Annotated in this window: 26 protein-coding genes; 18 read left to right on the forward strand and 8 right to left on the reverse strand. The window is 42.7% G+C overall.

The features are described 5' to 3' along the window. The first annotated feature begins 79 nt into the window (after positions 1 to 79). A complete protein-coding gene (locus tag AC23P2_RS28820) occupies positions 80 to 1,231 on the forward strand; it encodes a methionine aminotransferase (RefSeq protein WP_487776407.1) in 1,152 nt (383 codons plus the stop codon). A gap of 103 nt (positions 1,232 to 1,334) precedes the next feature. On the opposite strand, the gene AC23P2_RS28825 is transcribed toward AC23P2_RS28820, so the two are convergent. Then, the gene (locus tag AC23P2_RS28825; RefSeq protein ID WP_487776408.1) at positions 1,335 to 1,814 is read right to left on the reverse strand and encodes a C40 family peptidase; all 480 of its coding nucleotides are present in this window, start codon (positions 1,812 to 1,814) and stop codon (positions 1,335 to 1,337) included. A gap of 124 nt (positions 1,815 to 1,938) precedes the next feature. On the opposite strand from AC23P2_RS28825, the gene AC23P2_RS28830 reads away from it, so the two are divergent. Both AC23P2_RS28830 and arsN2 read left to right on the forward strand, forming a co-directional pair. Next, on the forward strand, positions 1,939 to 2,265 hold the full coding sequence (locus tag AC23P2_RS28830; protein WP_487776409.1) for an ArsR/SmtB family transcription factor: 327 nt from the start codon (positions 1,939 to 1,941) through the stop codon (positions 2,263 to 2,265). 51 nt (positions 2,266 to 2,316) lie between these two features. Then, a complete protein-coding gene (arsN2, locus tag AC23P2_RS28835) occupies positions 2,317 to 3,648 on the forward strand; it encodes an arsenic resistance N-acetyltransferase ArsN2 (RefSeq protein ID WP_487776410.1) in 1,332 nt (443 codons plus the stop codon). Positions 3,649 to 3,692: 44 nt separating this feature from the next. Here the strand turns inward: arsN2 and AC23P2_RS28840 are convergent, their stop codons facing one another. Genes AC23P2_RS28840 through AC23P2_RS28850 form a run of 3 tightly spaced genes read right to left on the reverse strand, consistent with a single transcriptional unit; the run spans position 3,693 to position 5,712 of the window. Continuing rightward, a complete protein-coding gene (locus AC23P2_RS28840; protein ID WP_487776411.1) occupies positions 3,693 to 4,097 on the reverse strand; it encodes a YqhG/Tai3 family protein in 405 nt (134 codons plus the stop codon). Positions 4,098 to 4,118: 21 nt separating this feature from the next. Next, positions 4,119 to 5,027, reverse strand: coding sequence for an SH3 domain-containing protein (locus AC23P2_RS28845; protein ID WP_487776412.1), 909 nt, complete (start codon positions 5,025 to 5,027; stop codon positions 4,119 to 4,121). Between the two features lie 7 nt (positions 5,028 to 5,034). Further along, entirely contained in the window at positions 5,035 to 5,712 is a 678-nt protein-coding gene (locus AC23P2_RS28850; protein ID WP_487776413.1) for a hypothetical protein, read from the reverse strand. Between the two features lie 140 nt (positions 5,713 to 5,852). On the opposite strand from AC23P2_RS28850, the gene AC23P2_RS28855 reads away from it, so the two are divergent. The 9 genes from AC23P2_RS28855 to AC23P2_RS28895 all read left to right on the forward strand — a co-directional run bounded on the left by AC23P2_RS28855 (position 5,853) and on the right by AC23P2_RS28895 (position 13,163). Next, positions 5,853 to 6,911 (forward strand): AAA family ATPase, encoded by a 1,059-nt coding sequence (locus AC23P2_RS28855; RefSeq protein ID WP_487776414.1) that lies wholly within the window; start codon positions 5,853 to 5,855, stop codon positions 6,909 to 6,911. 21 nt (positions 6,912 to 6,932) lie between these two features. Next, entirely contained in the window at positions 6,933 to 7,574 is a 642-nt protein-coding gene (locus tag AC23P2_RS28860) for a hypothetical protein (RefSeq protein WP_487776415.1), read from the forward strand. A 38-nt stretch (positions 7,575 to 7,612) separates the two neighbouring features. Then, positions 7,613 to 8,461 (forward strand): AAA family ATPase, encoded by an 849-nt coding sequence (locus AC23P2_RS28865; protein ID WP_487776416.1) that lies wholly within the window; start codon positions 7,613 to 7,615, stop codon positions 8,459 to 8,461. Between the two features lie 45 nt (positions 8,462 to 8,506). Beyond that, positions 8,507 to 9,715 carry a vWA domain-containing protein gene (locus tag AC23P2_RS28870; protein WP_487776417.1) on the forward strand — a complete coding sequence of 403 codons (1,209 nt, stop codon included), beginning with the start codon at positions 8,507 to 8,509 and terminating at the stop codon, positions 9,713 to 9,715. Positions 9,716 to 9,867: 152 nt separating this feature from the next. After that, the gene (locus AC23P2_RS28875; RefSeq protein ID WP_487776418.1) at positions 9,868 to 10,575 is read left to right on the forward strand and encodes a 16S rRNA (uracil(1498)-N(3))-methyltransferase; all 708 of its coding nucleotides are present in this window, start codon (positions 9,868 to 9,870) and stop codon (positions 10,573 to 10,575) included. A gap of 58 nt (positions 10,576 to 10,633) precedes the next feature. Continuing rightward, a complete protein-coding gene (locus AC23P2_RS28880) occupies positions 10,634 to 11,092 on the forward strand; it encodes a LytR/AlgR family response regulator transcription factor (RefSeq protein ID WP_487776419.1) in 459 nt (152 codons plus the stop codon). A gap of 15 nt (positions 11,093 to 11,107) precedes the next feature. Then, entirely contained in the window at positions 11,108 to 11,536 is a 429-nt protein-coding gene (yiaA, locus tag AC23P2_RS28885) for an inner membrane protein YiaA (protein ID WP_487776420.1), read from the forward strand. A gap of 76 nt (positions 11,537 to 11,612) precedes the next feature. Beyond that, complete coding sequence (locus tag AC23P2_RS28890; RefSeq protein WP_487776421.1) at positions 11,613 to 12,284, forward strand: DUF4159 domain-containing protein; 672 nt, start codon at positions 11,613 to 11,615, stop codon at positions 12,282 to 12,284. 90 nt (positions 12,285 to 12,374) lie between these two features. Further along, a complete protein-coding gene (locus tag AC23P2_RS28895) occupies positions 12,375 to 13,163 on the forward strand; it encodes an acyl-CoA desaturase (protein WP_487776422.1) in 789 nt (262 codons plus the stop codon). 85 nt (positions 13,164 to 13,248) lie between these two features. Here AC23P2_RS28895 and AC23P2_RS28900 read toward each other — a convergent pair whose 3' ends face one another. Together AC23P2_RS28900 and porX are read right to left on the reverse strand one after the other, a co-directional pair. Further along, entirely contained in the window at positions 13,249 to 13,779 is a 531-nt protein-coding gene (locus AC23P2_RS28900) for a 5' nucleotidase, NT5C type (protein WP_487776423.1), read from the reverse strand. A gap of 218 nt (positions 13,780 to 13,997) precedes the next feature. Beyond that, a complete protein-coding gene (gene porX, locus AC23P2_RS28905) occupies positions 13,998 to 15,560 on the reverse strand; it encodes a T9SS response regulator signal transducer PorX (protein ID WP_487776424.1) in 1,563 nt (520 codons plus the stop codon). A gap of 194 nt (positions 15,561 to 15,754) precedes the next feature. On the opposite strand from porX, the gene AC23P2_RS28910 reads away from it, so the two are divergent. The 4 genes from AC23P2_RS28910 to AC23P2_RS28925 all read left to right on the forward strand — a co-directional run bounded on the left by AC23P2_RS28910 (position 15,755) and on the right by AC23P2_RS28925 (position 19,149). Continuing rightward, complete coding sequence (locus AC23P2_RS28910) at positions 15,755 to 16,567, forward strand: universal stress protein (RefSeq protein ID WP_487776425.1); 813 nt, start codon at positions 15,755 to 15,757, stop codon at positions 16,565 to 16,567. A gap of 214 nt (positions 16,568 to 16,781) precedes the next feature. Further along, a complete protein-coding gene (pyrE, locus tag AC23P2_RS28915) occupies positions 16,782 to 17,423 on the forward strand; it encodes an orotate phosphoribosyltransferase (RefSeq protein ID WP_487776426.1) in 642 nt (213 codons plus the stop codon). A gap of 51 nt (positions 17,424 to 17,474) precedes the next feature. Further along, on the forward strand, positions 17,475 to 18,221 hold the full coding sequence (gene pgeF, locus AC23P2_RS28920; RefSeq protein WP_487776427.1) for a peptidoglycan editing factor PgeF: 747 nt from the start codon (positions 17,475 to 17,477) through the stop codon (positions 18,219 to 18,221). A gap of 19 nt (positions 18,222 to 18,240) precedes the next feature. Then, complete coding sequence (locus AC23P2_RS28925; RefSeq protein WP_487776428.1) at positions 18,241 to 19,149, forward strand: EamA family transporter; 909 nt, start codon at positions 18,241 to 18,243, stop codon at positions 19,147 to 19,149. A 109-nt stretch (positions 19,150 to 19,258) separates the two neighbouring features. On the opposite strand, the gene AC23P2_RS28930 is transcribed toward AC23P2_RS28925, so the two are convergent. Then, positions 19,259 to 20,059 (reverse strand): ferritin-like domain-containing protein, encoded by an 801-nt coding sequence (locus AC23P2_RS28930; RefSeq protein WP_487776429.1) that lies wholly within the window; start codon positions 20,057 to 20,059, stop codon positions 19,259 to 19,261. 15 nt (positions 20,060 to 20,074) lie between these two features. Continuing rightward, the gene (locus AC23P2_RS28935; RefSeq protein ID WP_472493025.1) at positions 20,075 to 20,839 is read right to left on the reverse strand and encodes a ferritin-like domain-containing protein; all 765 of its coding nucleotides are present in this window, start codon (positions 20,837 to 20,839) and stop codon (positions 20,075 to 20,077) included. Positions 20,840 to 21,108: 269 nt separating this feature from the next. Here AC23P2_RS28935 and AC23P2_RS28940 point away from each other — a divergent pair, with 269 nt between their 5' ends. Together AC23P2_RS28940 and AC23P2_RS28945 are read left to right on the forward strand one after the other, a co-directional pair. Continuing rightward, positions 21,109 to 21,720, forward strand: a complete 612-nt coding sequence (locus AC23P2_RS28940; RefSeq protein ID WP_487776430.1) for a DJ-1/PfpI family protein — start codon at positions 21,109 to 21,111, stop codon at positions 21,718 to 21,720. 177 nt (positions 21,721 to 21,897) lie between these two features. After that, entirely contained in the window at positions 21,898 to 22,392 is a 495-nt protein-coding gene (locus AC23P2_RS28945) for a hypothetical protein (RefSeq protein WP_487776431.1), read from the forward strand. The last annotated feature ends 23 nt before the right edge of the window (positions 22,393 to 22,415 follow it).

Below are 22,415 nucleotides of genomic sequence, written 5' to 3' on the forward strand. Positions count from 1 at the left end.
TGTTTAGTTAAGAAAGTTCAAAATTGAAGGGCTATTCGGTTTCAATAAGCTAATTTTACACGAAAAAACCAAACCCTCCATGAGTGGTAAAAAAATAACCTCAAAACTTCCCAACGTCGGTACAACGATATTTACGGTCATGTCTGCTCTGGCCGCAGAACACAAAGCCATCAACCTATCACAAGGTTTTCCTGATTTTAATATGCCTGAGGAGCTGGTCAATCTTACGTGCGAAGCACTGCAAAATGGCTACAATCAATATTCGCCCATGGCAGGTTGGATGCCTTTGCGGGAAAGTATCGCAGCCAAAGTGCATGATTTGTACGGAATTGAAATCAATCCGGATTCCGAAATAACGATTACTCCTGGCGGAACGTACGGGATTTATACGGCTTTTACCACCGTGTTACAGCCTGGCGATGAGGTGATTGTGTTTGAGCCTGCCTACGATAGTTACATTCCCAATATTGAAATCAACGGTGGGGTAGCGGTTCGGATTCCGCTGGAGTTTCCGACGTATCGTATCAATTGGGAGTTGGTTCGGGCTAAAATTACCCCCCGCACCCGCATGATTGCCCTCAATACACCCCACAATCCTACGGGTAGTATTTTGCGGGCTTCAGACATTGAACAGCTGCGTCAGTTAGTGGAGGAGTTTGATTTGCTCATTATGTCCGACGAAGTGTATGAACATTTGATATACGACGATGAACCACATCAGAGTATTTTGAGGTACGAAGACTTGCGTCAACGGGCGTTTGTGAATTTTTCGTTTGGCAAGGTGTACCATTGTACGGGCTGGAAAATGGGGTACTGTATTGCTCCGCCTGCCTTTACGGCCGAATTTCGTAAAGTACACCAGTTCAATTGCTTTAGCTGTTATACCCCCGCTCAGGTTGCTTTGGCTGAGTATCTCAAAAACAAAGAGGCTTACCGTTCAATTTCTAGTTTTTATCAAAAGAAGCGTGATTATTTTGCCGAATTAATGAAACAAACGCGTTTCAAGCCCCTCCCGAGTTATGGTAGTTACTTTCAATTGTATTATTTCGACCACCTTTCCGATTTGTCCGACAAAGACTTTTCTATTTGGTTAACCAAAGAACACGGCGTGGCTTGCATTCCTGTTTCGGCTTTTTACCAAGAAAGTATCGACAACGGCGTTGTACGTTTTTGTTTTGCGAAAAAAGAGGAAACGCTTGAAAAAGCGGTGGAAAGATTGGTGAAACTGTAGTTGTATCACAAAATTGGGTTTCTCAAAATGCGCAGCACAGAAGAATCGGGTTTTGAGAAACCCTCAACACGGTTATTCGACGCTCTGCATTCGACACTCGACCCTACTTAATCACTCTCCTCACACCCACAAATCTCTTCTTATAATAATCGGCATGAAGGACGTCGTAACGGATGCCGCCTTTCCAGGCTGAGTGGATGAATTTAACGTAGCCGTCACTGACTGAGACAATCATTCCAACGTGGCCAATGCGAGAGCTTTTAGAATTGCTTCCTTTGAAGAAAATTAAATCACCTGGGCGTGCTTCACCAAGGGCGACTTCTACCCCATGAGAGATTTGGGCGGCGCTAGAATGGGGGAGAAGCATCCCAAATTTAGAAAAACAGTATCGTACAAAACCTGAGCAGTCGAAACCTTTGGGAGAACTCCCGCCTGAGCGGTAACGGTAGCTAAGGTGTTTTTTTGCAAATGACAGAATGTCAGTCGTTAATGAAGTATTTTGGGTCGAATCGACAGCCGCTTTTTGGGCGAAGGAAAAGGTCGATAAAAGGCATAATCCTAGAACAAAAATCCACTTCTTCATCAGTTAGGTACTTTTTTATAGGGTTGAACGCTTCCACAAGTAAGGAAAGAAAGTTTTTTTTGCCAAATTTTTGGAAATAAAATTTATATCGTAATATTGCGATTGATTAGTGTATTGACACGAAATGGGAACAACAAAATCAGCAGTTTTTACCGAAGAAGAAAACCGAATAGCGGACTTGGCAAAGGCGTTTGCTCACCCCGCTAGGGTGGCCATTTTGCGGCTTTTGGCCGAAAAAAAAGCGTGCGTTTGCGGCGATCTCGTCGATGAATTACCGCTTTCGCAAGCCACCGTTTCGCAGCATTTGAAAGAACTGAAACGCATCGGCATCATCAAAGGGGATATTAATCCGCCAAGGGTCTGCTATTGTATTGATGAAGTGGTCTGGAACGAAGCCATGCAATCTTTCGGGTTGTTGTTTGCTTCATACCTTAAAAATGATTGTTGCTAAAATTTTTTGCTTATATTTATCGTAATATTACAATTAAAATCAATCGCTACTATGACAACTGAAGAATCGCTCAAAAACCTTGTGCGTGAAAAATACACCGAGGTGGCTAACCAATCAAAGGACGTTAACGCTGCTTCTTGCTGTGGCTGTGGGCCAAGTTGTGAAACTGACGGAGAGTTTTTGGGAATCATGGCCGAAGACTACACAAAACTAAGCGGATACGTAGCCGATGCCGATTTGGGCTTGGGCTGTGGGCTGCCTACCCAATTTGCCCAAATCAAGGAAGGGGATACGGTCATTGATTTAGGAAGTGGCGCAGGGAACGATGCCTTTGTAGCGCGTGCCGCTACAGGTATTTCGGGCAAAGTGATTGGCGTGGACTTTACGGAAGCGATGATTTCCAAAGCACGGATTAACGCCGAAAAGTTGGGTTTCAACAACGTGGAGTTTCGTCAAGGAGACATTGAAGCGATGCCCGTAAGCGACAACGTGGCCGATGTGGTCGTGAGTAATTGCGTACTGAATTTAGTCCCCAACAAAGTCAATGTATTCAAAGAAATTTATCGTACGTTGAAGTCTGGTGGGCATTTTAGTATTTCTGACATTGTGTTGGAAGGTGAGCTTCCTGATGGTCTTCAACATGCCGCCGAAATGTACGCAGGCTGTGTGTCGGGGGCGATTCAAAAAACAGACTATTTGGGGCTGATTGAAAAAACAGGATTTGTTAATATCACGCTTCAAAAAGACCGTGAAATTGTACTTCCAGACGCAATCTTGGCTGAATACATTTCGAGCGAAGAAATTGAGGCGTATCGCAAAGGCAGTTTAGGGATTTACAGCATTACGGTTTATGCTGAAAAGCCTTCGCCTGCCGCCGCAGAAATCCGAATTCGTAGCGCAAAGCCCACGGATAAGGAGGCAGTGGCTGAGTTATTGAAGTCAGTAGGCTTGCCAACGGAAGATTTGAACCCTGAACTTCCCCATTTCCTACTTGCCTTTGCCGATGGGCAATTGGTAGGTACAGCAGGTGTGGAGGTAACGGGCGACTACGGGCTATTGCGTTCGGTGGCGGTGAAAGAGTCGTTTCGAAACTTTAAAATTGCGCAGCGCTTGGTCAATGATTTAATCAAACAAATGCGTTTGCAGTGGGTGAAAGAACTATATTTAATCACCACTACTGCTGAAGTTTATTTCGCTAAACAAGGTTTTGAAAAAGTAGAACGTGACTCTGTTCCTACCGAAATTGCTCAATCGCAACAATTTAGTGGCGTATGTCCAAGTTCGGCGACAGTAATGAAAAAGTCGGTGGAAAAACCTAAACTCAAGCTGTTGGATTTAGAGCAAGCGTCCGATTGCTGCACGCCTAATTCGGGGTGCTGTTAATCAATCAAAAAGGGGAAAACTTGACGCTTTCCCCTTTTAATCGCTTACTGAACCCCTTTTATATCATCAATCAGCCATTGATTGGCGACATTATTGATTGTGACAGTTGCGGCTTTTCCACCAAACATCCATAACGCAAAAGTCGCTTTGGTAGCCGTACTGGAAATAGGCTTGATTTTAAATTGCTCATCAAAGTCTTGCGCCTGAACGATGGGGTCGTAACCACCTTCGTTGTCTTTTTCCATTTTTTGATAAAAAAGGGTCAAACGTTTACGAAACGCAGGACTAAATTCTGGGCGCTTGACGACTGCGCGCCATTCGAGCATGGCACCTTTGGTAGTGTACCATTTGTAAAAGTCTTGTACCGTTTGAGCGGCCGTTTTGGTTTGTCCATAAGAGGTAATTACCAAGCTTCCAATAGTGAAAAGTAGCAAAAAGAACTTACGCATTGTGGTAAACAAAAAATGGGATTAAAATTTATTGAGAAGAGCTATTAACTGTTTTTTCTCAGTACTATCCGCTGTTTTGCTAAGGATATTTTTCCAATCATTTGCCGATTTTTTTACTGATTTTTTGTCGGCGGCATCATACGTTTTGGTCTCCGCAGGGTCTGAGTACTTAAACTCTTCGAGAACGGACTGAATTAGCGCGTTGGCATTTTTTCCTTTGGGATGTCGTTTTAGGTATTCACCTGACTTAGAAAGAGCACGGTCTAACACACACACCCAATAACCTTCACACTCGCCACCCGTTTCGAGTTGGCTTGCTTCGTATGCTATACGTTCTTTGAGTGGGTCGGTGGCAGGGACAGTCGCTTCCAGTTTCCACAAAAGATCTTGTTGTAAAAAATGACCTGCGTTACCATAGTCGCTGTAATAGACCTCTTTTTTATGGCTATCGGTCCATGCTTTCAATTGATTTGTACCAAATGGAATGCTGCGAGCAATACGCTGAATAGTCACTAAACAGAAAAATTCTACTTCAGCCAATTCGGTAGGAGTGAGCGTTTTATCCGTTTTTACCGCTTTCAGCCAGTTTTCTACTTCTACGTTTGCTGTGCTATTTTCGCTCGGTTTGGCATTGTAATTTCTTGCTACGGCCAACACTACTTCTTTGGTCGTAGGTTTGTTGAGGGGAACAGCTTGAGCGGAAGTTATCCAACCTGTCGCGCCTTTGTCTTGGCTAACTTTGTAAAACTTTCCATTTGCCGATTTTTCGACTAGCTTTACTTGAGAGCCAATTTTATAAGAACCCGCGCTAGGACCTGAAGCGGCGGCGTTTTTGTAGGAAGTTACTTTGGGGCTGGCAATCATTAAATCTTGGGCATGTAGCAAAGAAATACTACAAACCGTGAGGAGTGAAGAGAATAGGGCTTTCATAGGAAGTTTAGATGTAAATGTCTTTGTAAATTGCGTACTGAACAGGGACAAACGTTTTGAGCTTCAAAAGCGGTTTTTTGCCAATGTTAATTTTGCTTACCTTGTCTTTTGGGGTATTGCCTTTCTCGTCTTCACCTGCCCCTTTTGAGATTTCGGTAGCTCCCGTGATGAGGTTAAAGTCGTATTTTTCGTACGAACCGTCGTGCGTAGAGCTTGCCGTATAGGTAGCGCCAATCATAAACCAATCATTTTCTTGAAATCTCCAACGGTAAGCATATCCCCATCGACTGGAGCTTCCTCCGTAAAAACGTACCAAAAGGGTGCCTCGTTCGATGCTTAATCCCTCCCATGGGTCACCAAAAACACCGCCTTCGTTGGACAGCATGATTGATTCGTTGGATTGAATCGAAAGTTTGTAACTTCCATCGGCCTGTTTGAAGGCGACGAAAAGTAGGCGAGGAGTTTGTTCGTTATCTGCCTCTTTTAGATTTTTAACTGGTTTGTCGGCCTCAATAACTACCGCAAGGTCGGGAAGGTTATCTTTGTTGAGGTCGCCTTCGGCTTTTTCGTGAATGTACCAACCTTTAGGCACAAACGACTCGACTTTGGTCCCCGAAGCAGGTAATACGGGGTACTTGTAGAATTGAAAAAATAGAGTAGCTGAGAGTAAAGTGGTCAGGAGCATATTGAGTAAGTTTTGGCCAAATGTACATAAGTTTCTATTCTATTATCCATCATTTTGGGCTGTTTTTTATCGTCCACCTTTGTTAGGAAGAACTTTCAAAAAAAACGTAATTTGCGTTGGTAAAAGAAAACTAGGAACGTATGGTTCAGCAAGTAACGATTGAGAATTTCAAATCTATCGAATCCTTAACCTTAGAGTTGGGAAGAATAAATGTCTTTATTGGTGAAAATGGAAGCGGGAAGAGCAATATCCTTGAAGCAATTGCCATGGGTTCGGCAGCAGCAAGTAATAAATTAGACAACGAGTTTTTAGCTTCAAGGGGGATTAGAATTACTGAGTCTCAGGCCATGAGGAGTGGTTTTAAGAAGGAGTGCCTAGATGAAAATATTGAAATTAGCTTTGTGAAAGGAGAGAGGTACGACGAGGAGAAGCATAGTTACACACTGATACACAGTAATGATTTTTATTCCACATGGGTATGTGAAAGAAGGATACAACGTGTTTCTGAGGAACTTAAAGTTAGAAGGGTAGATGGGTCGTTATTTCGTTTTCAAATTTACTCCCCCGAAAACTATTTCCTTCGACGTTTTGAAGACGAATCACAAATAGCACCTTTGGGCATAAGAGGTGAGGGGTTGTTTAAGTTATTATCTGTTATTTATGAAGAAAAGCCTGAGCAATTTCAAAAAATTCGAGAGCATTTAAAGGTTATTGATTGGTTTGAAGGGTTTGAAATTCCCGATGATTTACGATTTACAGAACGTCGTATTCGGATTAAAGACCGTTTTATTGAAGAGGGTTTGTCCTACTTTGACCAACGAAGCTCTAATGAAGGTTTTTTATACTTACTCTTTTACTTTTCTCTATTTATTAGTGATTATACGCCTAAATTTTTTGCTATAGATAATATTGATAATGCGATGAACCCCAAATTGGCCAGCCAATTGGTACAACAATTGTCACATTTGGCCAAGGAGCATGATAAGCAAGTGATTATGACCACCCACAATCCTGCGGTGTTAGATGGATTGGATTTGAAGGATGAAGAACAACGATTGTTTGTCATTTCCAGAAACAAACTGGGGCATACCAAAGCACTTCGAATTACACATAAACCGACTCCCGAAGGGCTTGGTCCTGTACGATTGTCGGAACAATTTCTGCGGGGATATATCGGAGGTTTACCCAAAAACTTTTAGAAAATGGCGACATTTGGACTCGTGGCAGAAGGAGTAACTGACCATGTGGTATTGGAGAATATTTTGATTGGTTATTTTAACGACCCCGACCTTATCGTACGACCATTGCAGCCCCTACGAGATGCCACAGATACTTCATCCGAAAGTTTTGGCGGCTGGTACAATGTGTTTGAATATTGTCAATCTAGTGTTTTTAAGGAAGCTTTTGTACAAAATGATTACTTGGTCGTGCAAATTGATACAGATTGTTCGCATCATAAACACTTCGACGTTCCACCTGTAAATGGAGAGACTATCGAACAGTTTATTGAACGGATTGTTGAAAAGTTTGATGGGCTCATGTTGAATAGTTTTGGCGAGGCGTTTTTTAAGATGTATCAAAAACGCATTCTTTTTGCCATATCAGTCGATGAAATTGAATGTTGGCTTTTGCCACTTTATTGTTCGGACAAAGCACGTGCTTCCGTCAATAACTGCCTTCATAAGTTAAATCAGGTATTAATTAAAAATAAAAAAGAAGCTATTAGCTCTAGTCGTAAGGAACCAAGAGTTTATGAAAAACTATCGCGTGATTTTTGTAAACACAAGATATTACAAAGGCACTATTCACAGAATCCTAGTTTGAAGTATTTTGTGGAGCATTACTTAGACCAAGTACTATAAATGCAATAAAAATTTTAGAAAAAGGAATCCCTACACACATGATGCCTCAATTTGAAGGAACCGAAAAGTACGTCGCAACGCGTGAGTTGGCTGTGGCCGTGAATGCCTCGGTGAGTTTGCAAAAACCGCTGCTGCTCAAGGGCGAACCTGGTACGGGCAAAACCATGCTTGCCTATGAAGTGGCGAAAGCACTGGGAAAACGACTCATTACGTGGCACATCAAATCAACGACCCAAGCGCATCAAGGTTTGTACGAATACGATGCCGTTTCGCGACTGCGTGACTCACAACTCGGCGACCAACGGGTGTATGACGTAGAAAATTACATCAAAAAGGGGAAACTGTGGGAAGCCTTTGAGGCAGAAGAGCAGGTCGTGTTATTGATTGACGAAATCGACAAAGCCGATATTGAGTTTCCCAATGACTTGTTGCAAGAACTCGATCGCATGGAGTTTTTTTGTTATGAATTGAATCGAACCGTTGCGGCAAAACATCGTCCAATTGTCATCATTACGTCCAACAACGAAAAGGAATTGCCCGATGCGTTTTTGCGGCGTTGCTTCTTCCATTTTATTCGTTTTCCTGATCGGGAAACCATGCTCCAAATTGTCAATGTTCACTATCCTGACCTTGATAAAGAGTTGTTGGAACGGTCTTTAAAAATGTTTTTTTCTGTTCGGGAGGTGAAGGCGCTCAAAAAGAAGCCCTCCACCAGCGAATTGATTGATTGGATTAAGCTGCTACTTTGGGCAAAAGTGTCGGCCGATGACCTCAAAGACTTGGAGTCGATGCCCGAAGTGCCGCCGTTTTTGGGGGCGTTGCTCAAAAATGAACAAGATAACGACTTGTACGCAGCCTTACGTTCCAAAGGTTTTCGACCTCATTAAGCGCTTGTGATTATCCATTAACTCTTTACTCCGTCGCCCACAAAGATGTTTTTAGACTTCTTTTTATTGCTCAAAAAACACGCACTTCCTGTGTCAGTTGGGGAGTATTTGAACCTATTGGAAGGACTCAAGCAGCAGGTCATTCAGATGAGCGTGGAAGAGTTTTATTATTTCAGTCGGACGGTATTGATAAAAAATGAAATGCACTACGATTTGTTTGACCGACTGTTTGCGGAGTATTTCAAAAACGCCGAAACCGTCGAAGCCAAATTGTTAGAAGTGAATGTTCCCCCCGAATGGTTTGAAGACGCACTCAAACGAGAATTGACCGAGGAGGAAAAAGAATTGATTGAAAAAATGGGTGGTTTGGAGAAACTCTTTGAGCGTTTTCAACAATTACTGCATGAGCAAAACGAGCGCCATTCGGGAGGGAATACGTGGATTGGTTCGGGGGGAACGTCGCCTTTTGGCAATAATGGTTACAATCCTGAGGGGTTTCGGGTGAAAGGCCCTTCGGCAGGAAACCGAACGGCGTTGAAAGTGTGGGAGCAACGCGAGTTCAAAAACTACGACGAAGATGTTGAATTGAATACCCGAAATATGAAAATGGCACTTCGGCGGTTACGAATCCTGACGCGCGAGGGAGCCGACGAAGAACTAGACATGAATGCCACCATCGAAGGGACGAGTCGAAATGGTGGGATTTTGGATATTCATCTGCACCCGTCGCGAAAAAATAACGTAAAAGTTCTGTTGCTACTCGACGTCGGAGGTTCGATGGACGACCACATTGATTTGTGTTCGCAGTTGTTTTCGGCGGCTAAATACCAGTTTAAGCACATTGAATACTTTTATTTCCACAATTGTATTTACGAAACCCTTTGGCGGGATAACAGTCGGCGTTCGAGTCGAGTACCTACGCTGGAGGTTTTACATAAGTATAACAAAGATTACAAAGTGATTTTTGTGGGCGACGCTTCCATGGCTTCCTACGAAATCACCCATCCCAAAGGAAGTGTGGAACATTACAACGAAGACGCGGGTATTACGTGGTTGAATCGTTTTAAAGAACAATATCCTCATTTTGTGTGGTTAAACCCTATTTCGGTCGCCGATTACTGGAAATATACCCATAGTATCAGTATTATTCGAGAATGGTCCGAAAATCGGATGTTTCCGCTGACCCTAAATGGATTGACGCAAGCCATGAAATGTTTGAAAAATCCTAAAATCAAATTTGAAACGGGGGCTTGATGCTCACTGTTTTAAAACATATAGAAAACATCAATGATGAACTTGGTTAAGAAGTAAAAGTCTGTGCCCATCTGCGACTTTAACTCTGCGGAAATCTGCGGGTAAAAAATTAGACAGACAAAAATCAATACAGCAAAGTTCAACTCCAATATATGCATTTATTTTTCCAACCTGATTTTTCATCAATTTCTGCCCTCACCGACGATGAGGCATTCCACGCTGCCAAAGTGTTACGCCTTCGCGAAGGAGAAACCGTTCAAGTAACCGACGGTCAAGGAAGTTGGTACGACGCCCAAGTGCGTCAGAGTACGCCCAAGCGTTGTGATTTACAGATAGTAAAACAAACGACCTACCAGCCACGTCCCTATTCGATTGAAATCGCTTTAGCCCCCACCAAAAACATCGACCGTATTGAATGGTTTGTCGAAAAAGCGACCGAAATGGGGATTGATAAAATCTCGTTTTTTTATACCAAACACTCAGAAAGACGTACTATTAAACTAGATCGCTTGCAAAAAATAGCCGTTTCGGCCATGAAGCAGTCGCTGCAAGCTTACCTGCCTCAATTAGAAGAAGTGGGCGATTTTGAAAAATGGTTGCCTAAAGTGTCGGAAACAACTGCGCAAAAATATATTGCCCACTTACCCGATGATGTTCTTCCGCCGCATTTGTTGAAAAGTGCGCTTCCAAAACAAAACTACCTTGTGTTAATTGGCCCCGAAGGAGATTTTACGACCAAAGAAATTGAATTGACGCAGCAACTCGGGTTTCAAATGGCGGTGTTGGGCAATACCCGCTTGCGGACGGAAACAGCAGCGTTGGTGGCGTGTCAGACTTTGCATCTCGTAAATATACCTTAGCGCTACACGGCTTAGGCCGTGTTTGCTACGGTTTACTTACTTAATATCCCGATTCACTGTGACATTTTTTTTAATGGTGGCTACTTTCCTGAATTTTGGAACGTTGATTTTAACCCTTAAAAATGCTACATCCATTATGTCACAGGCCTCGTACTTTTCGCTCCCCCCGTTAAAAGAAAGCCGTTTATCGCATATATTTGTGCATGTGGGCGGTATTCCTAGACCTATCGACAAATTCCAAATCATCTATATGCAGTCGGAGGTAAACTATACTCGTTTTTTTCTGAGAAATGGGAAGTCTTATTTGGAGTCAAAAACCTTGAAGCATTTCAATGAAGTCTTGGGAAACGTTGATTTTGTACGTATTCATAAGTCGTATCTCGTCAATGCCAAACATATCGTAACGATGACTCCCGACAATGTACTTTTACTCAACGGCGAAGAATTGCCCATTTCGCGGCGCAAACGAAGGGCTTTAAAAAAAGATAATGCACTGACAAAATTTTGGGGAAATTAGTAAACCATACAAATCATGAATCAAAAACCATCTTCGGCATTTATTGGCGCCTCCTGGGTCGCATTGGGCGCAGGCATGGCAGGCTACATTATTGGACTTTGGAGGGCCGAACTCCCACTTAATGAAAAAGGGTATTATTTTACGGTTTTGATGTACGGGCTATTCGCTGTTGTGTCAGTACAAAAAAGCGTGCGCGACCGCTTGGAAGGCATTCCAGTGACGGATGTGTATTACGGCATCAGTTGGTTTTCGACTATTTTGTCCATTTCTCTTTTGGCCATTGGCTTGTGGAATGCAACCATGCTTCCAAGCGAAAAAGGATTCTATGCTTTTGCGTTTTTGTTGGCACTGTTTGGCGCGATTGCCGTTCAAAAAAATACCAGAGATAGTCAAGACGGCCCTTCTTCTAAAACTGGTACTAAATTTGATAAGGATTCGTTGTAATTGGTGTACAAACTTGCGTGATTGAATCGTTTACGTTAAGTTCGTGCAACGGTTCATTCATCAAGACACCCCCATTATGCGCCTCGTTCAAAAGCTGTTTCTATCCCTGTTGCTTAGTGCCTTTGTATTGACCACTGCTTCGGCCCAGTATGCTTATAAAATTGCAAAACTCAAGTACGGTGGTGGAGGCGACTGGTACGCCAACAAAACATCCGTACCCAATCTCATTAAGTTCTGCAATCAGAACTTACGTATGAATATTTTCCCCGAGGAAGACATTGTGGAGCCAGGAAGCCCCGATTTATTTTCGTACCCTTTTGTTCACCTGACAGGGCACGGAAACGTTCTCTTTTCTGATTCGGAAGCCCGAAATCTTCGTAAATACCTCATCGCAGGAGGTTTTCTTCATCTTGACGACAACTACGGATTGGATAAATTTATTCGCCGAGAAATGAAAAAGGTGTTCCCCGAACTGGAGTTTGTCGAGGTGCCTTTTAATCACCCTGTTTATCACCAAAAATTCAACTTTACCAACGGACTTCCTAAAGTTCACGAGCACGACTCTAAACCTCCCCAAGGTTTTGGGCTGTTTTGGCAAGGACGTTTGGTATGTTATTACAGCTACGAATGCGACTTAGGCAACGGCTGGGAGGACCAAAGTGTCTATAACGACCCCGAAGAATTACGCCTGCAAGCCTTGCGGATGGGAGCGAATTTGGTTCAGTACGCACTTACTGTCAACCAGTAAGCGGAAATTCGCTTGAAAAGGTTGTTTGTCAGCAAAGCTTTTCTTAGTTTTGTACAAGTTTATAATAAGTTTAAATAATCCATTTGCTTCATGTACGCAGTTTTGGTTGCCTTTTTTGGACATTGGTATCTTTCATTGTTTTGTCAAACATTCTTTTTGCACCGTTACTCTGCCCATAAGATGTTCACTATGAACAAGTTTTGGGAGAAGTTCTTCTACGCCTTGACTTATATTTCGCAGGGGTCTTCGTACTTAAGCCCACGTGCTTACGCCATTTTACACCGTATGCACCACGCTTTTAGCGACACCGAAAAAGACCCACATTCGCCGCATCATACCGAAAACGTGTTTACGATGATGTGGAAAACCAAAGACATTTACAATGCCGTTGTGCAACGTAAAATGAAAGTAGAAGCGCGTTTTGACCGTGATTATCCATATTGGGAAAAACTCGAAAAATTGGGTGATTCATGGATTTCACGCGTTGGTTGGGGAGTATTATACTTAGTTTTCTACATTTTTGCTTTTGTCTATTTGGACATGCACTGGGCGTTTTTCTTGTTGCTGCCTATCCACTTTTTGATGGGGCCTGTTCACGGCGCTATTGTGAACTGGAGTGGCCACAAGTACGGTTACCAAAACTTTGACAACCGCGATGAGTCAAAAAACTCATTGATTTTTGATTTATTGATGATGGGTGAATTGTTCCAAAACAACCACCACAAATTGCCAAACCGTGCCAACTTTGGTACTAAATGGTTTGAATTTGACCCAACTTATCCAGTTATTAAACTTTTGAGCTGGACCAAAATTATCAAACTTCGGGAGTCAAAAGTAGGAGTTGAGGTACCAGCTCCAGCGCACGACAGAGAGGCATAAGAAACTAACGATATTTCCAATAAAAAAGCGGGCTAGTTGAAACTAACCCGCTTTTTTATTGGAGAAAATCATCAAATTAATAGACCTACAAGAGGCGTTTTAAAATTTCTTCCCAGTTCATGACGCGCTCAAATTCCGTTTCTTTGAGGTTATGAGGTGCATTGAAAAGTAATCCTTTCCCTTTGAATGTCTTTAAGTTTCGAGGCATGTCGTCAATGAGGTAATCGCCATTCAAGACACTTTTATCGCCGCAAAAAACGATGTTTGACCAAGAAATAAAGCCAAAATGTCGGTGAAGCCAATCGTACTTTTCGCGAAACGAATTGGGAAATTCCATGGCCGCAGTAGCCACAAATATTTCATATTTTTTGCTTAGCTCAAGCACCGCTTCGTAGGCGTTCGGGATGAGCGGAATGTCTGAAAAAAAGCCAGGCTCGTGGAGAATTTTGTAAAGTCGCTTCTGGTCGGCTTGCGAAAGGGTCTCATAAAAAGAGGCTTGGTAGAGTTCTTCGCGACTAAAATTTGTTTCAAATTCGCGGAGAACGAGTTCTGCAAGTTTGCCGTGGGTATCAGCCAATACATCGTCTTGGTCTAAAATGAGGCGGGGTTTTGTCATATGTTTTAATAAAGGCGATTATAAAAAGTCAACTCCGATTTCAACAGAAAAATTCAGAGAATTAGAAGGTTAATGAATGGCGCTGGTCATTGAATAGACGTAAAAGAAGAGTTAATTTATTGATAATGAGCGGAAGAAAAAGGGTGAAGAATGTTTAAAAAAACATCATTCACCCTTTTTCAGTTCGACATACTGCATTCGAAACTCGACATTCCTGCTTATCCTTTTGGCTTCAAAAACACAAACGGAATAATCATTTCTTCGATAGATACGCCTCCGTGTTGGAAAGTATCACGGTACATATTTACGTATTGATTAAAGTTGTTGGGGTAGGCAAAAAAGTAATCGCCAAGGGTGAAAACGTAGGCAGTTGATACGTTCAGTTTGGGTAAAAACAATCGTTCTGGGCGGCGGCACACGTAAAGGTGGTTGTCGTCAAAACCGAGGTTTTTACCCTGTTTGTAGCGCAAATTGGTATTCGTTTCGCGGTAGCCAACGATTTTTACGGGTTTTTTCACCCGCGTCATACCATGGTCAGTAGTGATGATGATGCGACCTTTTTTCTCCGCAATTTTCTGAATCAAATCCATGATGGGCGAATGCTGAAACCACGACTTGGTAATGGAGCGGTACGCTGCCTCATCTGGTGCTAATTCTTTGATCATCATCATGTCGGTTCGGGCGTGCGAGAGCATGTCCACGAAGTTATATACGATGACGTTCAAGTGGTTTTTCCAAAGATTAGGAAGGTTATCAACGAGGTTTTTACCTTGGTTTTGGTTAATAATTTTGTTGTACGAAAACCGTACTTGCATACGATTACGCTCAAATTGCTTCCGCAACAAATCTTCTTCGTGCTTATTTAACCCTTCTTCGCCTTCGGGGGTATTTTCGTCATTTACCCACCAATTAGGAAATTGTTTCTCGATTTCACTAGGCATCAATCCCGCAAAAATAGAGTTACGTGAGAAACCCGTCGTCGTAGGTAGGATTGAGTAATAAGAGCCTTCTTCTTCAATGGTAAAGTATTCATTCAGAAGGGGTTCTACTACTTTCCATTGGTCAAAGCGGAAGTTATCAATGAGAATAAAAAAGAGCGGCTCACTGGGTTTCATCAACGGAAATACTTTCCGTTTCATTAACTGGTGCGACAGAATAGGTTTGTCGGAATGGGGGTCGTTGAGCCAGTCTTCGTAATTGTCAATGATAAACTTGCAAAAGTTGTTGTTTGCTTCTTCTTTTTGGGTGTAAAACACCTCTTCCATGCTTTTATCTTTGCTTTGCTCAAGCTCTAACTCCCAGTATATGAGCTTTTTGTAAAGTTCTACCCACTCAGCGTGCCCGATGCGATCTTGGTATTGCATGGCCAACTGGCGGAATTCTTGCATGTAATTGTGGTTTGTTTTTTCACTAACCAAGCGCTTGTTGTCCAAAATCTTTTTGACCGACAATAAAATCTGATTGGGATTCAGTGGCTTGATGAGGTAATCGGCAATTTTAGAACCAATGGCTTCCTCCATGATGCGCTCTTCCTCGCTTTTGGTAATCATAACCACGGGAAGGTTAGGGCGACTTTGCTTAATTTGAGCTAAGGTTTCAAGCCCCGTGAGCCCAGGCATATTTTCGTCCAAAAAAACGACATCAAAACGCTCTTGCTCTACTTTTTCGAGGGCGTCAGCGCCGCTATTGACAGGAGTAATGTTGTAACCTTTGCCCGTTAAGAATAAAATATGGGGTTTGAGTAAGTCTATTTCATCGTCTGCCCAGAGGATATTTGCCATAGTGAATTGTGTTGAATTGATACAAAGGAGTTGGTGAGTACAAGTGTTTTTGAAACTTGACTTTTCTAACGTGCGAAGGTGCGAATAATTGTAGAGAAGTGACAATTATCAGCCAAGATAAATGCGTTTTATCATATTTTTTAGTGGGTTGAATAAAGAAATTTGACCTGTTCACCAACTAATTCTCCCTAAAAATGAAAACGATACTTGTCCCCACCGACCTGAGCGATGTCTCTGAATATGCACTTGATGTAGCCGTAGAAATTGCAAAAAAACAAGGAGCAACGGTGTCTCTGTTGAAGAAAATTGTTTTTCCAACGCTCGAATACACCATGATAGACAACGAGTTTTATGAGTCAAAAGATGAATTTTATAAGTACTTAACGCAAGACTCAAAAGATCGCCTCAAAGACATGGTGGACAAGCCAAAGTACGATGCTGTAAAGTTTCGATTTAAAATTATGCGGGATACCGATACGCTGGCGTCGATTGTGGCGCAGCAAAACGTTGACCTTATTGTGATGGGTTCTACAGGTGCAACGGGCTGGAAAGAGTGGACAAAAGGCTCTAATGCAGAGCAAGTTGTGCGCTATTCTCGTTGTCCAGTGTTGGTGGTAAAAGCACCCGTTGATGCGTTTAAACGCGTCGTAGTAGCCATTGATTTTGAAAATATTGGCTTTATTAAAACGTCATTGGCCTTGTTGGATACCGCTCAAATTGAACCATACTTTGTGTATGTTGATAACGGAATGGCAAAATTTAACGGGCCGCAGTTGAAAAATGAAATGGGAAAACTTGCACTTGAGTTGGGCTTAACAAATTACGAGTTTACCATTTTCAACGATGATACGGTTGAGCAAGGTATTTTGGATTATGCCAAGGAAGTGGAAGCCGACATCATCGTCATGTACACACACGGACGCAAAGGCTTTGATCACTTTATCAATGGAAGTATCGCCGAAGACGTTGTCAACCACGCGGATATTCCAGTTTTAGTGAGTCATTAACATATCGTCAGACGATTGTTTGACGGTATGCTGGCTCTGTCAGACGACATAATGCTGTCTGACTATCGTCTGACAGCGATATATCGTCTGACAGTAACATACAAAATCAGAAAAGAATGGTGCGCGGGGCGTGCCATTCTTTTTTTATGCGTAATTTTGCCCCACAAAATAGCGTATCTAGTAACTTCAAACTCGTGCATTTGCACGCATTTTCATGCAAAACCACTCGGATGTATCGCGTCAGATTGCGGCGCACTTACTCAATATCGAGGCCATTCGTCTTCGTCCCGACCAACCTTTCAAATGGAGCTCGGGCTGGAATTCACCCATTTATTGTGATAATCGCCTTTCACTTTCGTACCCTGAAGTACGAACTTACATCAAAAATGCCCTTGCAGATGCCATTCGTGTTGCTTTTCCAGCAGCCGAATTGATTGCAGGCGTCGCTACAGCGGGTATTGCCCAAGGAGCGCTTGTTGCAGATGTACTTCATATGCCTTACGCGTATGTACGTCCTGAACCCAAAAAGCACGGCATGGGCAATCAAATCGAGGGGCGTATTTTGCCAGGCCAAAAAGTAGTGGTTTTGGAAGACTTGATTTCGACGGGCGGTAGTTCATTGAAAGTCGTGGATGTGTTACGCGAGGCAGGCGCTGAGGTGTTAGGAATGGCGGCAATTTTTACCTATGGTTTTGCGTTGGCCGATGAAAACTTTAGCCAAAAAGGAGTGGAGCTCATGTGTTTAAGCAATTATGATTGCCTTATTCAAGAAGCTTTGAAGCTTGATTATGTAACTGAAAATCAATTAGAAGCGTTGACGCAGTGGCGTAAAGACCCAGGAAGCTGGGGCGTATAAAAAATTTGTCTCGCCTCGGCATTTTGTCGAGGCGTTTTTAATTCTTCTCGCATGAGCTCTGTTATTATCCCATCTATATTCTCTCCATTTAATTACCTCATTGCGGCCGAAAGCACCCGCCTTGGCGGAGTAAGTAGCCCGCCGTTTTCGTCGTTGAATTTGGGAATTAATACCCAAGATGCTGTTGAAAATGTTCAGGCTAATCGAGCTATTTTTTTTCAACAATTAGGCATCGAAGAAACGCAGTTTGCATCGTCATTTCAGGTACATGGTGCTGAAGTTCAAGTTGTTGAAAAAGGTGGCCGTGCCGAAGGGTACGACGCGCTGGTGACCAATCAACCGAATGTATTTGTGGGGGTAACGGTGGCAGATTGTACGCCCATTCTCATTTATGATGCCAAACAGAAGGCGGTTGGGGCTGTTCATGCGGGTTGGCGTGGAACAGTTGCTCATTTGGTTCATAAAACCTTGGTAACCATGGCTGAAACCTACGGGACGCAGGCCAAAGATTGTTTCGCCTACGTGGGAACCTGCATCGACGAGTGTTCGTTTGAAGTAGGAGAGGAGGTAGCCGAACAATTTGAAGCCAAATTCAAACGCTTTGATACGGGGCTTAACAAATACCTTGTCGATTTAAAACGTGCCAACGCTGCTCAGTTAGAAGCGTTTGGTATTCCAAAAAATCAAATAGAGATTTCCTCATTTTCAACCATTATTAACAACGAAACCTTTTTCTCTTATCGACTAGAAAAGGGGCAAACGGGCAGAATGTTGGCAATTATTGGGCGAAAAGAGTAAACTAGAGAATTATTCTACAATGCAACAATCTTCATCTTCTTTAAAACTTTGGGTTAATCTTCTGTTGGTGTACGTGATTTGGGGCTCTACTTTTTTAGGAGTTCGCTATGCCCTCGAAACGTTGCCGCCGTTGTTGACCAATACCATTCGATTTTTAGTGGGCGGTGTCCTTTTATTTGCCTTTACCTTGCTCAGAGGATACGGCATTCCCTCGCTTAAACAATGGTTGTCAGCGGCATGGGTAGGCGTTTTGTTGAGCGGCATCGGAAACTGCGCCGTGGCGTATGCCATTGGTTACATGCCGTCGGGGTTAGTGGCTTTGTTGGTAGCAACTTTGCCAGGCTGGATGGTGGGTTTGGATTATTACTTCTTTGCTCGCCAAAAACCCTCATGGATAACTGTATTGGGTTTAGGGGTTGGGTTAGTTGGAATGTATATTTTGCTAAACCCTTTCGGGCAGGAACACACGCGAGAAATTCCTCTTTGGCCAGCATTTATGGTATTTATTGGGTCAATCACTTGGGCGTGGGGTTCGTTACAATCCCCTTATTTGGACATGCCACCGCGTATGCAAACCACTGCCATTCAAATGCTGGGGGGAGGCGTTTTTTCGCTGATAATGAGTTTGGCACTAGAGCCAAAAATGAGTGAGTCTTTGTCGCACATGACGACCCAAACCTATTTTTCTCTGGCCTACCTTATCGTTATGGGGTCGTTTGTGGGGTATTCGGCTTATGTGTGGCTGCTGCACCATGCGCCCCCAACGTTGACCGCTACCTATGCTTATGTCAATCCTGTGGTTGCCATCATTTTAGGAGCTTTGTTTATTCACGAAGTGCCAAGTAGCCGATCCTTGGTAGCTTCGGCGGTGGTGTTGGCGGGCGTGGTTTTGATTACGTTGGGGCGTCGCTTTTCGGTGAAAAGCTAAAGTGGCTGCTTTGTAAATAAATGGCCTTAGCCTCAACATTATGGCATTGGAATGCGCATAAGTCGAGGCTAAGGCTGAAAAAATACCCACGCGTTTTTAATATAAACGCTTACTTAATGAACGGCCCAGCAATGGCCAATACTTCTTCTTTTGTCAAAGGCTCATCAAACGAATCCTGCGCAAATTGCATAGCTCTCATTTGAGAAGCATTATTTTGAAACAATAATTTTGGTTGCGAAAGTGCCACAATGTCAACCCCTGCTACGTGGGTTGTGTTGTTTTCGCGCGCATAGATTGCGGCAGGAACCCCACCCGTTTTCATTTCGCTGGCATAGGCCGACATGTTACGAATAATTCTAATTTCCCCAGCGTGTCGAGCTTCCACGGAGTGAATACGAAGCGCTGCTTCTAAAATATCACGGTTGCTTGCCAAATTGGGGGCTTGCCCCTTGTAAGCACGAACCCCCGTGTCTTCAAACGCTTGTGCTAAGGTAAGAAATACAGGATAGTTGGTGTAAGGGTTGGGGAAAGCGCCTTTGGCAGTAAAATCAAATTCGGGTTTTGCTACCGCACTTGCTCCCAATGCACTTTTAAGAAAGGCAACGTGTTGGGCTTCGTGTTTGGCGATTTCGTTGATAAGACCTCTATCTGGGCCAAAATTGAGGCTTGATTGCATCCCTTTCATGTAAAACTCTGCTTCGAGGTATTCGAGCACAAGTGCAAAGTTTAATACGTCGGTTATTGTGTTACTTTGCCCATAGGCTTTATTTAGTACACCTGCAAAAAAAAGGCCGCTCGTTGCCGCTGCAACAGAGGTAGTCTTTAACATTTTGCGACGTGAGTGGTTGAATTTTTCGGCGGCATCACCGTCAATTTTTTCAATGTCAGAAAGAATATTGAAGATATTCATGGTTTTGCTATGATTTTAGGCGTTGGTGGTTGGTAAATTGGCTCCGCTTAGTTTTTGTTTGATAAACCCTTGCGCAACAGGAAGCACTTCCGATGGCTTATATACGATATCCAAACCATTTGAATCAGTCGTACCAAATCCAAAAGAGTAAGTAGAGCCAGGTAGAGGCAAGTACATGTGCCCTGTAACTGAAGCGTGGCGGGCTTCTACCGAAACAATTTTACCTGCAATTCCTATGATATCCGCGTTTTTGATATAACGTGCCGCGCCATTATATGCGCCTACTCCAGTACTTTCGAGGATGTTAGCAACTTGAAAAACGTTGTTACGGTCATTGAAATTAACCCCCGAAAAGTCAAAGTCTAGGTCTGGTATGGCATTCGCCCCCAATACTGCCCTAAAAAATTCGCGGTGTACCAATTCATGTTCCCGAATTTCTTGCAAAACTTGAAGTTCATTAAAGGTTAAACCTGCCGTTTTTTCTTGAGCAACAGTGTAAAAGGCTGTTTCAAGCTGCTCTAAGGCATAGGCATAATTAAGAATTCCAATGTCACCTGCTCCCAAATCAATGGAGCCATCAGCATTTACCCTCGCTCCCGAATGTGACGTCGATCCACCAGCAGGTGTAAGGTCGAGGCTTTTTGAACAAGCCATCAAAAACGAAGTAGTAGATGCGGCAAAGATACCTAAATGGCGTAAGAATAATCTTCGCTCTGCCGAAGGAATGCTAGGAACCGTAGGCCCTTTAGCTTTTGTTTCTGAAATAGTTGATTTTTCCATAGAAATAAGGCATTGAAACGTTTAATTGCATTTGGAAATCAAATACAAGCATACATACGGTGGGCTTTTAGCTGACGGATTTAGGAGAAAATAAATAGTAGAAAAAGAAGAGAATATTAAAAATATTACAAATGAAATTTTTAAAAGAAAACCATATACTTATACGCAGATAATCAAGTTGTTATATTAATTTGAGTAGTACTTTTGTTGTATTAAAAACATATAAAAAATAATTATTTTTTGTTAAAAATCTTTAAAATAAATAATTGATGACACGCAGCGTAGCCATTTTTCTCTTTGACGAGGTCGAAGTACTCGATTTTGCAGGGCCTTATGAGGTCTTTAGTGTAGCAGGTTTACGGACGCTTCCCCAAAAACCCTTTGACGTTTTTACGGTGGCCGAAAAATCTTCTATTGTAGCAAGAAACGGCCTGAAAGTTACTCCTGACTATACCTTCGATACCATGCCCAATGCCGACATCGTACTCATTCCTGGTGGAGGAGGTTTCACATCTGACGGGGTTGCTTTTGGTAGCCGACGTGAAATGAATAACCCCGTGGTATTGGAGTGGGCTAAAAAACAGGCAACACAAGCAGAGCTCCTTTTGTCGGTTTGTACGGGGGCGTTGATTCTGGGACAAGCAGGTTTATTGAATGGGTTAAAAGCGACCACTCATTTTATGGCGCTTGATTCGTTACGGGCTATTTCTACTGAGATTGAGGTAGTCGAAAAAGTTAGGTACGTAGATAATGGAACCGTAATTTTATCGGCGGGAGTCTCGGCGGGCATTGACATGTCGTATTACGTGGTAAGCAAGTTGCTAGGGGCAGAAGTTGCCACCGAAGCCGCCCGTTATGCACAATACGACTATTGGCCTTGAGCAGAGATATACCAAAACAAAAATGCCCTTATTTGTAATTTTTCCAAAGATTTAATACTTTGCCTAAGAATTCTCGTTTTATAGAATGGAGCGCTTATCCCTCCCTAAAAATGAGGGGTAAAATCTTGAAATACGAACTTACTAAACAAAAAAGCCACTTTTAACATCTCAATCACCATGAAAAAGTATATTTACGCATCACTTTTTTTCGCAGTAGCGCTTTTGGCAGGTTGCTCGAAAACGGAACCAGAACCAGAACCTGCTGAACAGGTGATTGGGACGTACAATGTTGACAAAATAACAGAGTCAATCAAATATGCTACTGCGACGTCTGAAATTTCTGAAACCATTTCTTTACCAATCAAAGGCAACGGTTATGAACTAACGGCGGTATTGGATGTTGCTAAAAAAGCGTCGAACATTGTTACAATTGCCTTTGTTCAAACCGTAAAATATACCAACGGCCAAACTGAAAAAGACAGCGATGCGTTTGACAGTATTGAATTGAAAAAAGTTGAAGGTACGTCTGAATACGAAATGTTGGATACTGGTGTAAAGATTGGTACAATCGGAAACAATACCATCACGTTCGAGAACGTCTCAAATGACAAAGATAGCTTGGGCAGAGCTTTTACTTATACTTTCCGTATGACGGGTAAAAAGTCGATTTAAGTAACCTTTTAATATTTTTGAAG

It is taken from the genome of Runella sp. R0.1_18 (assembly GCF_057652155.1).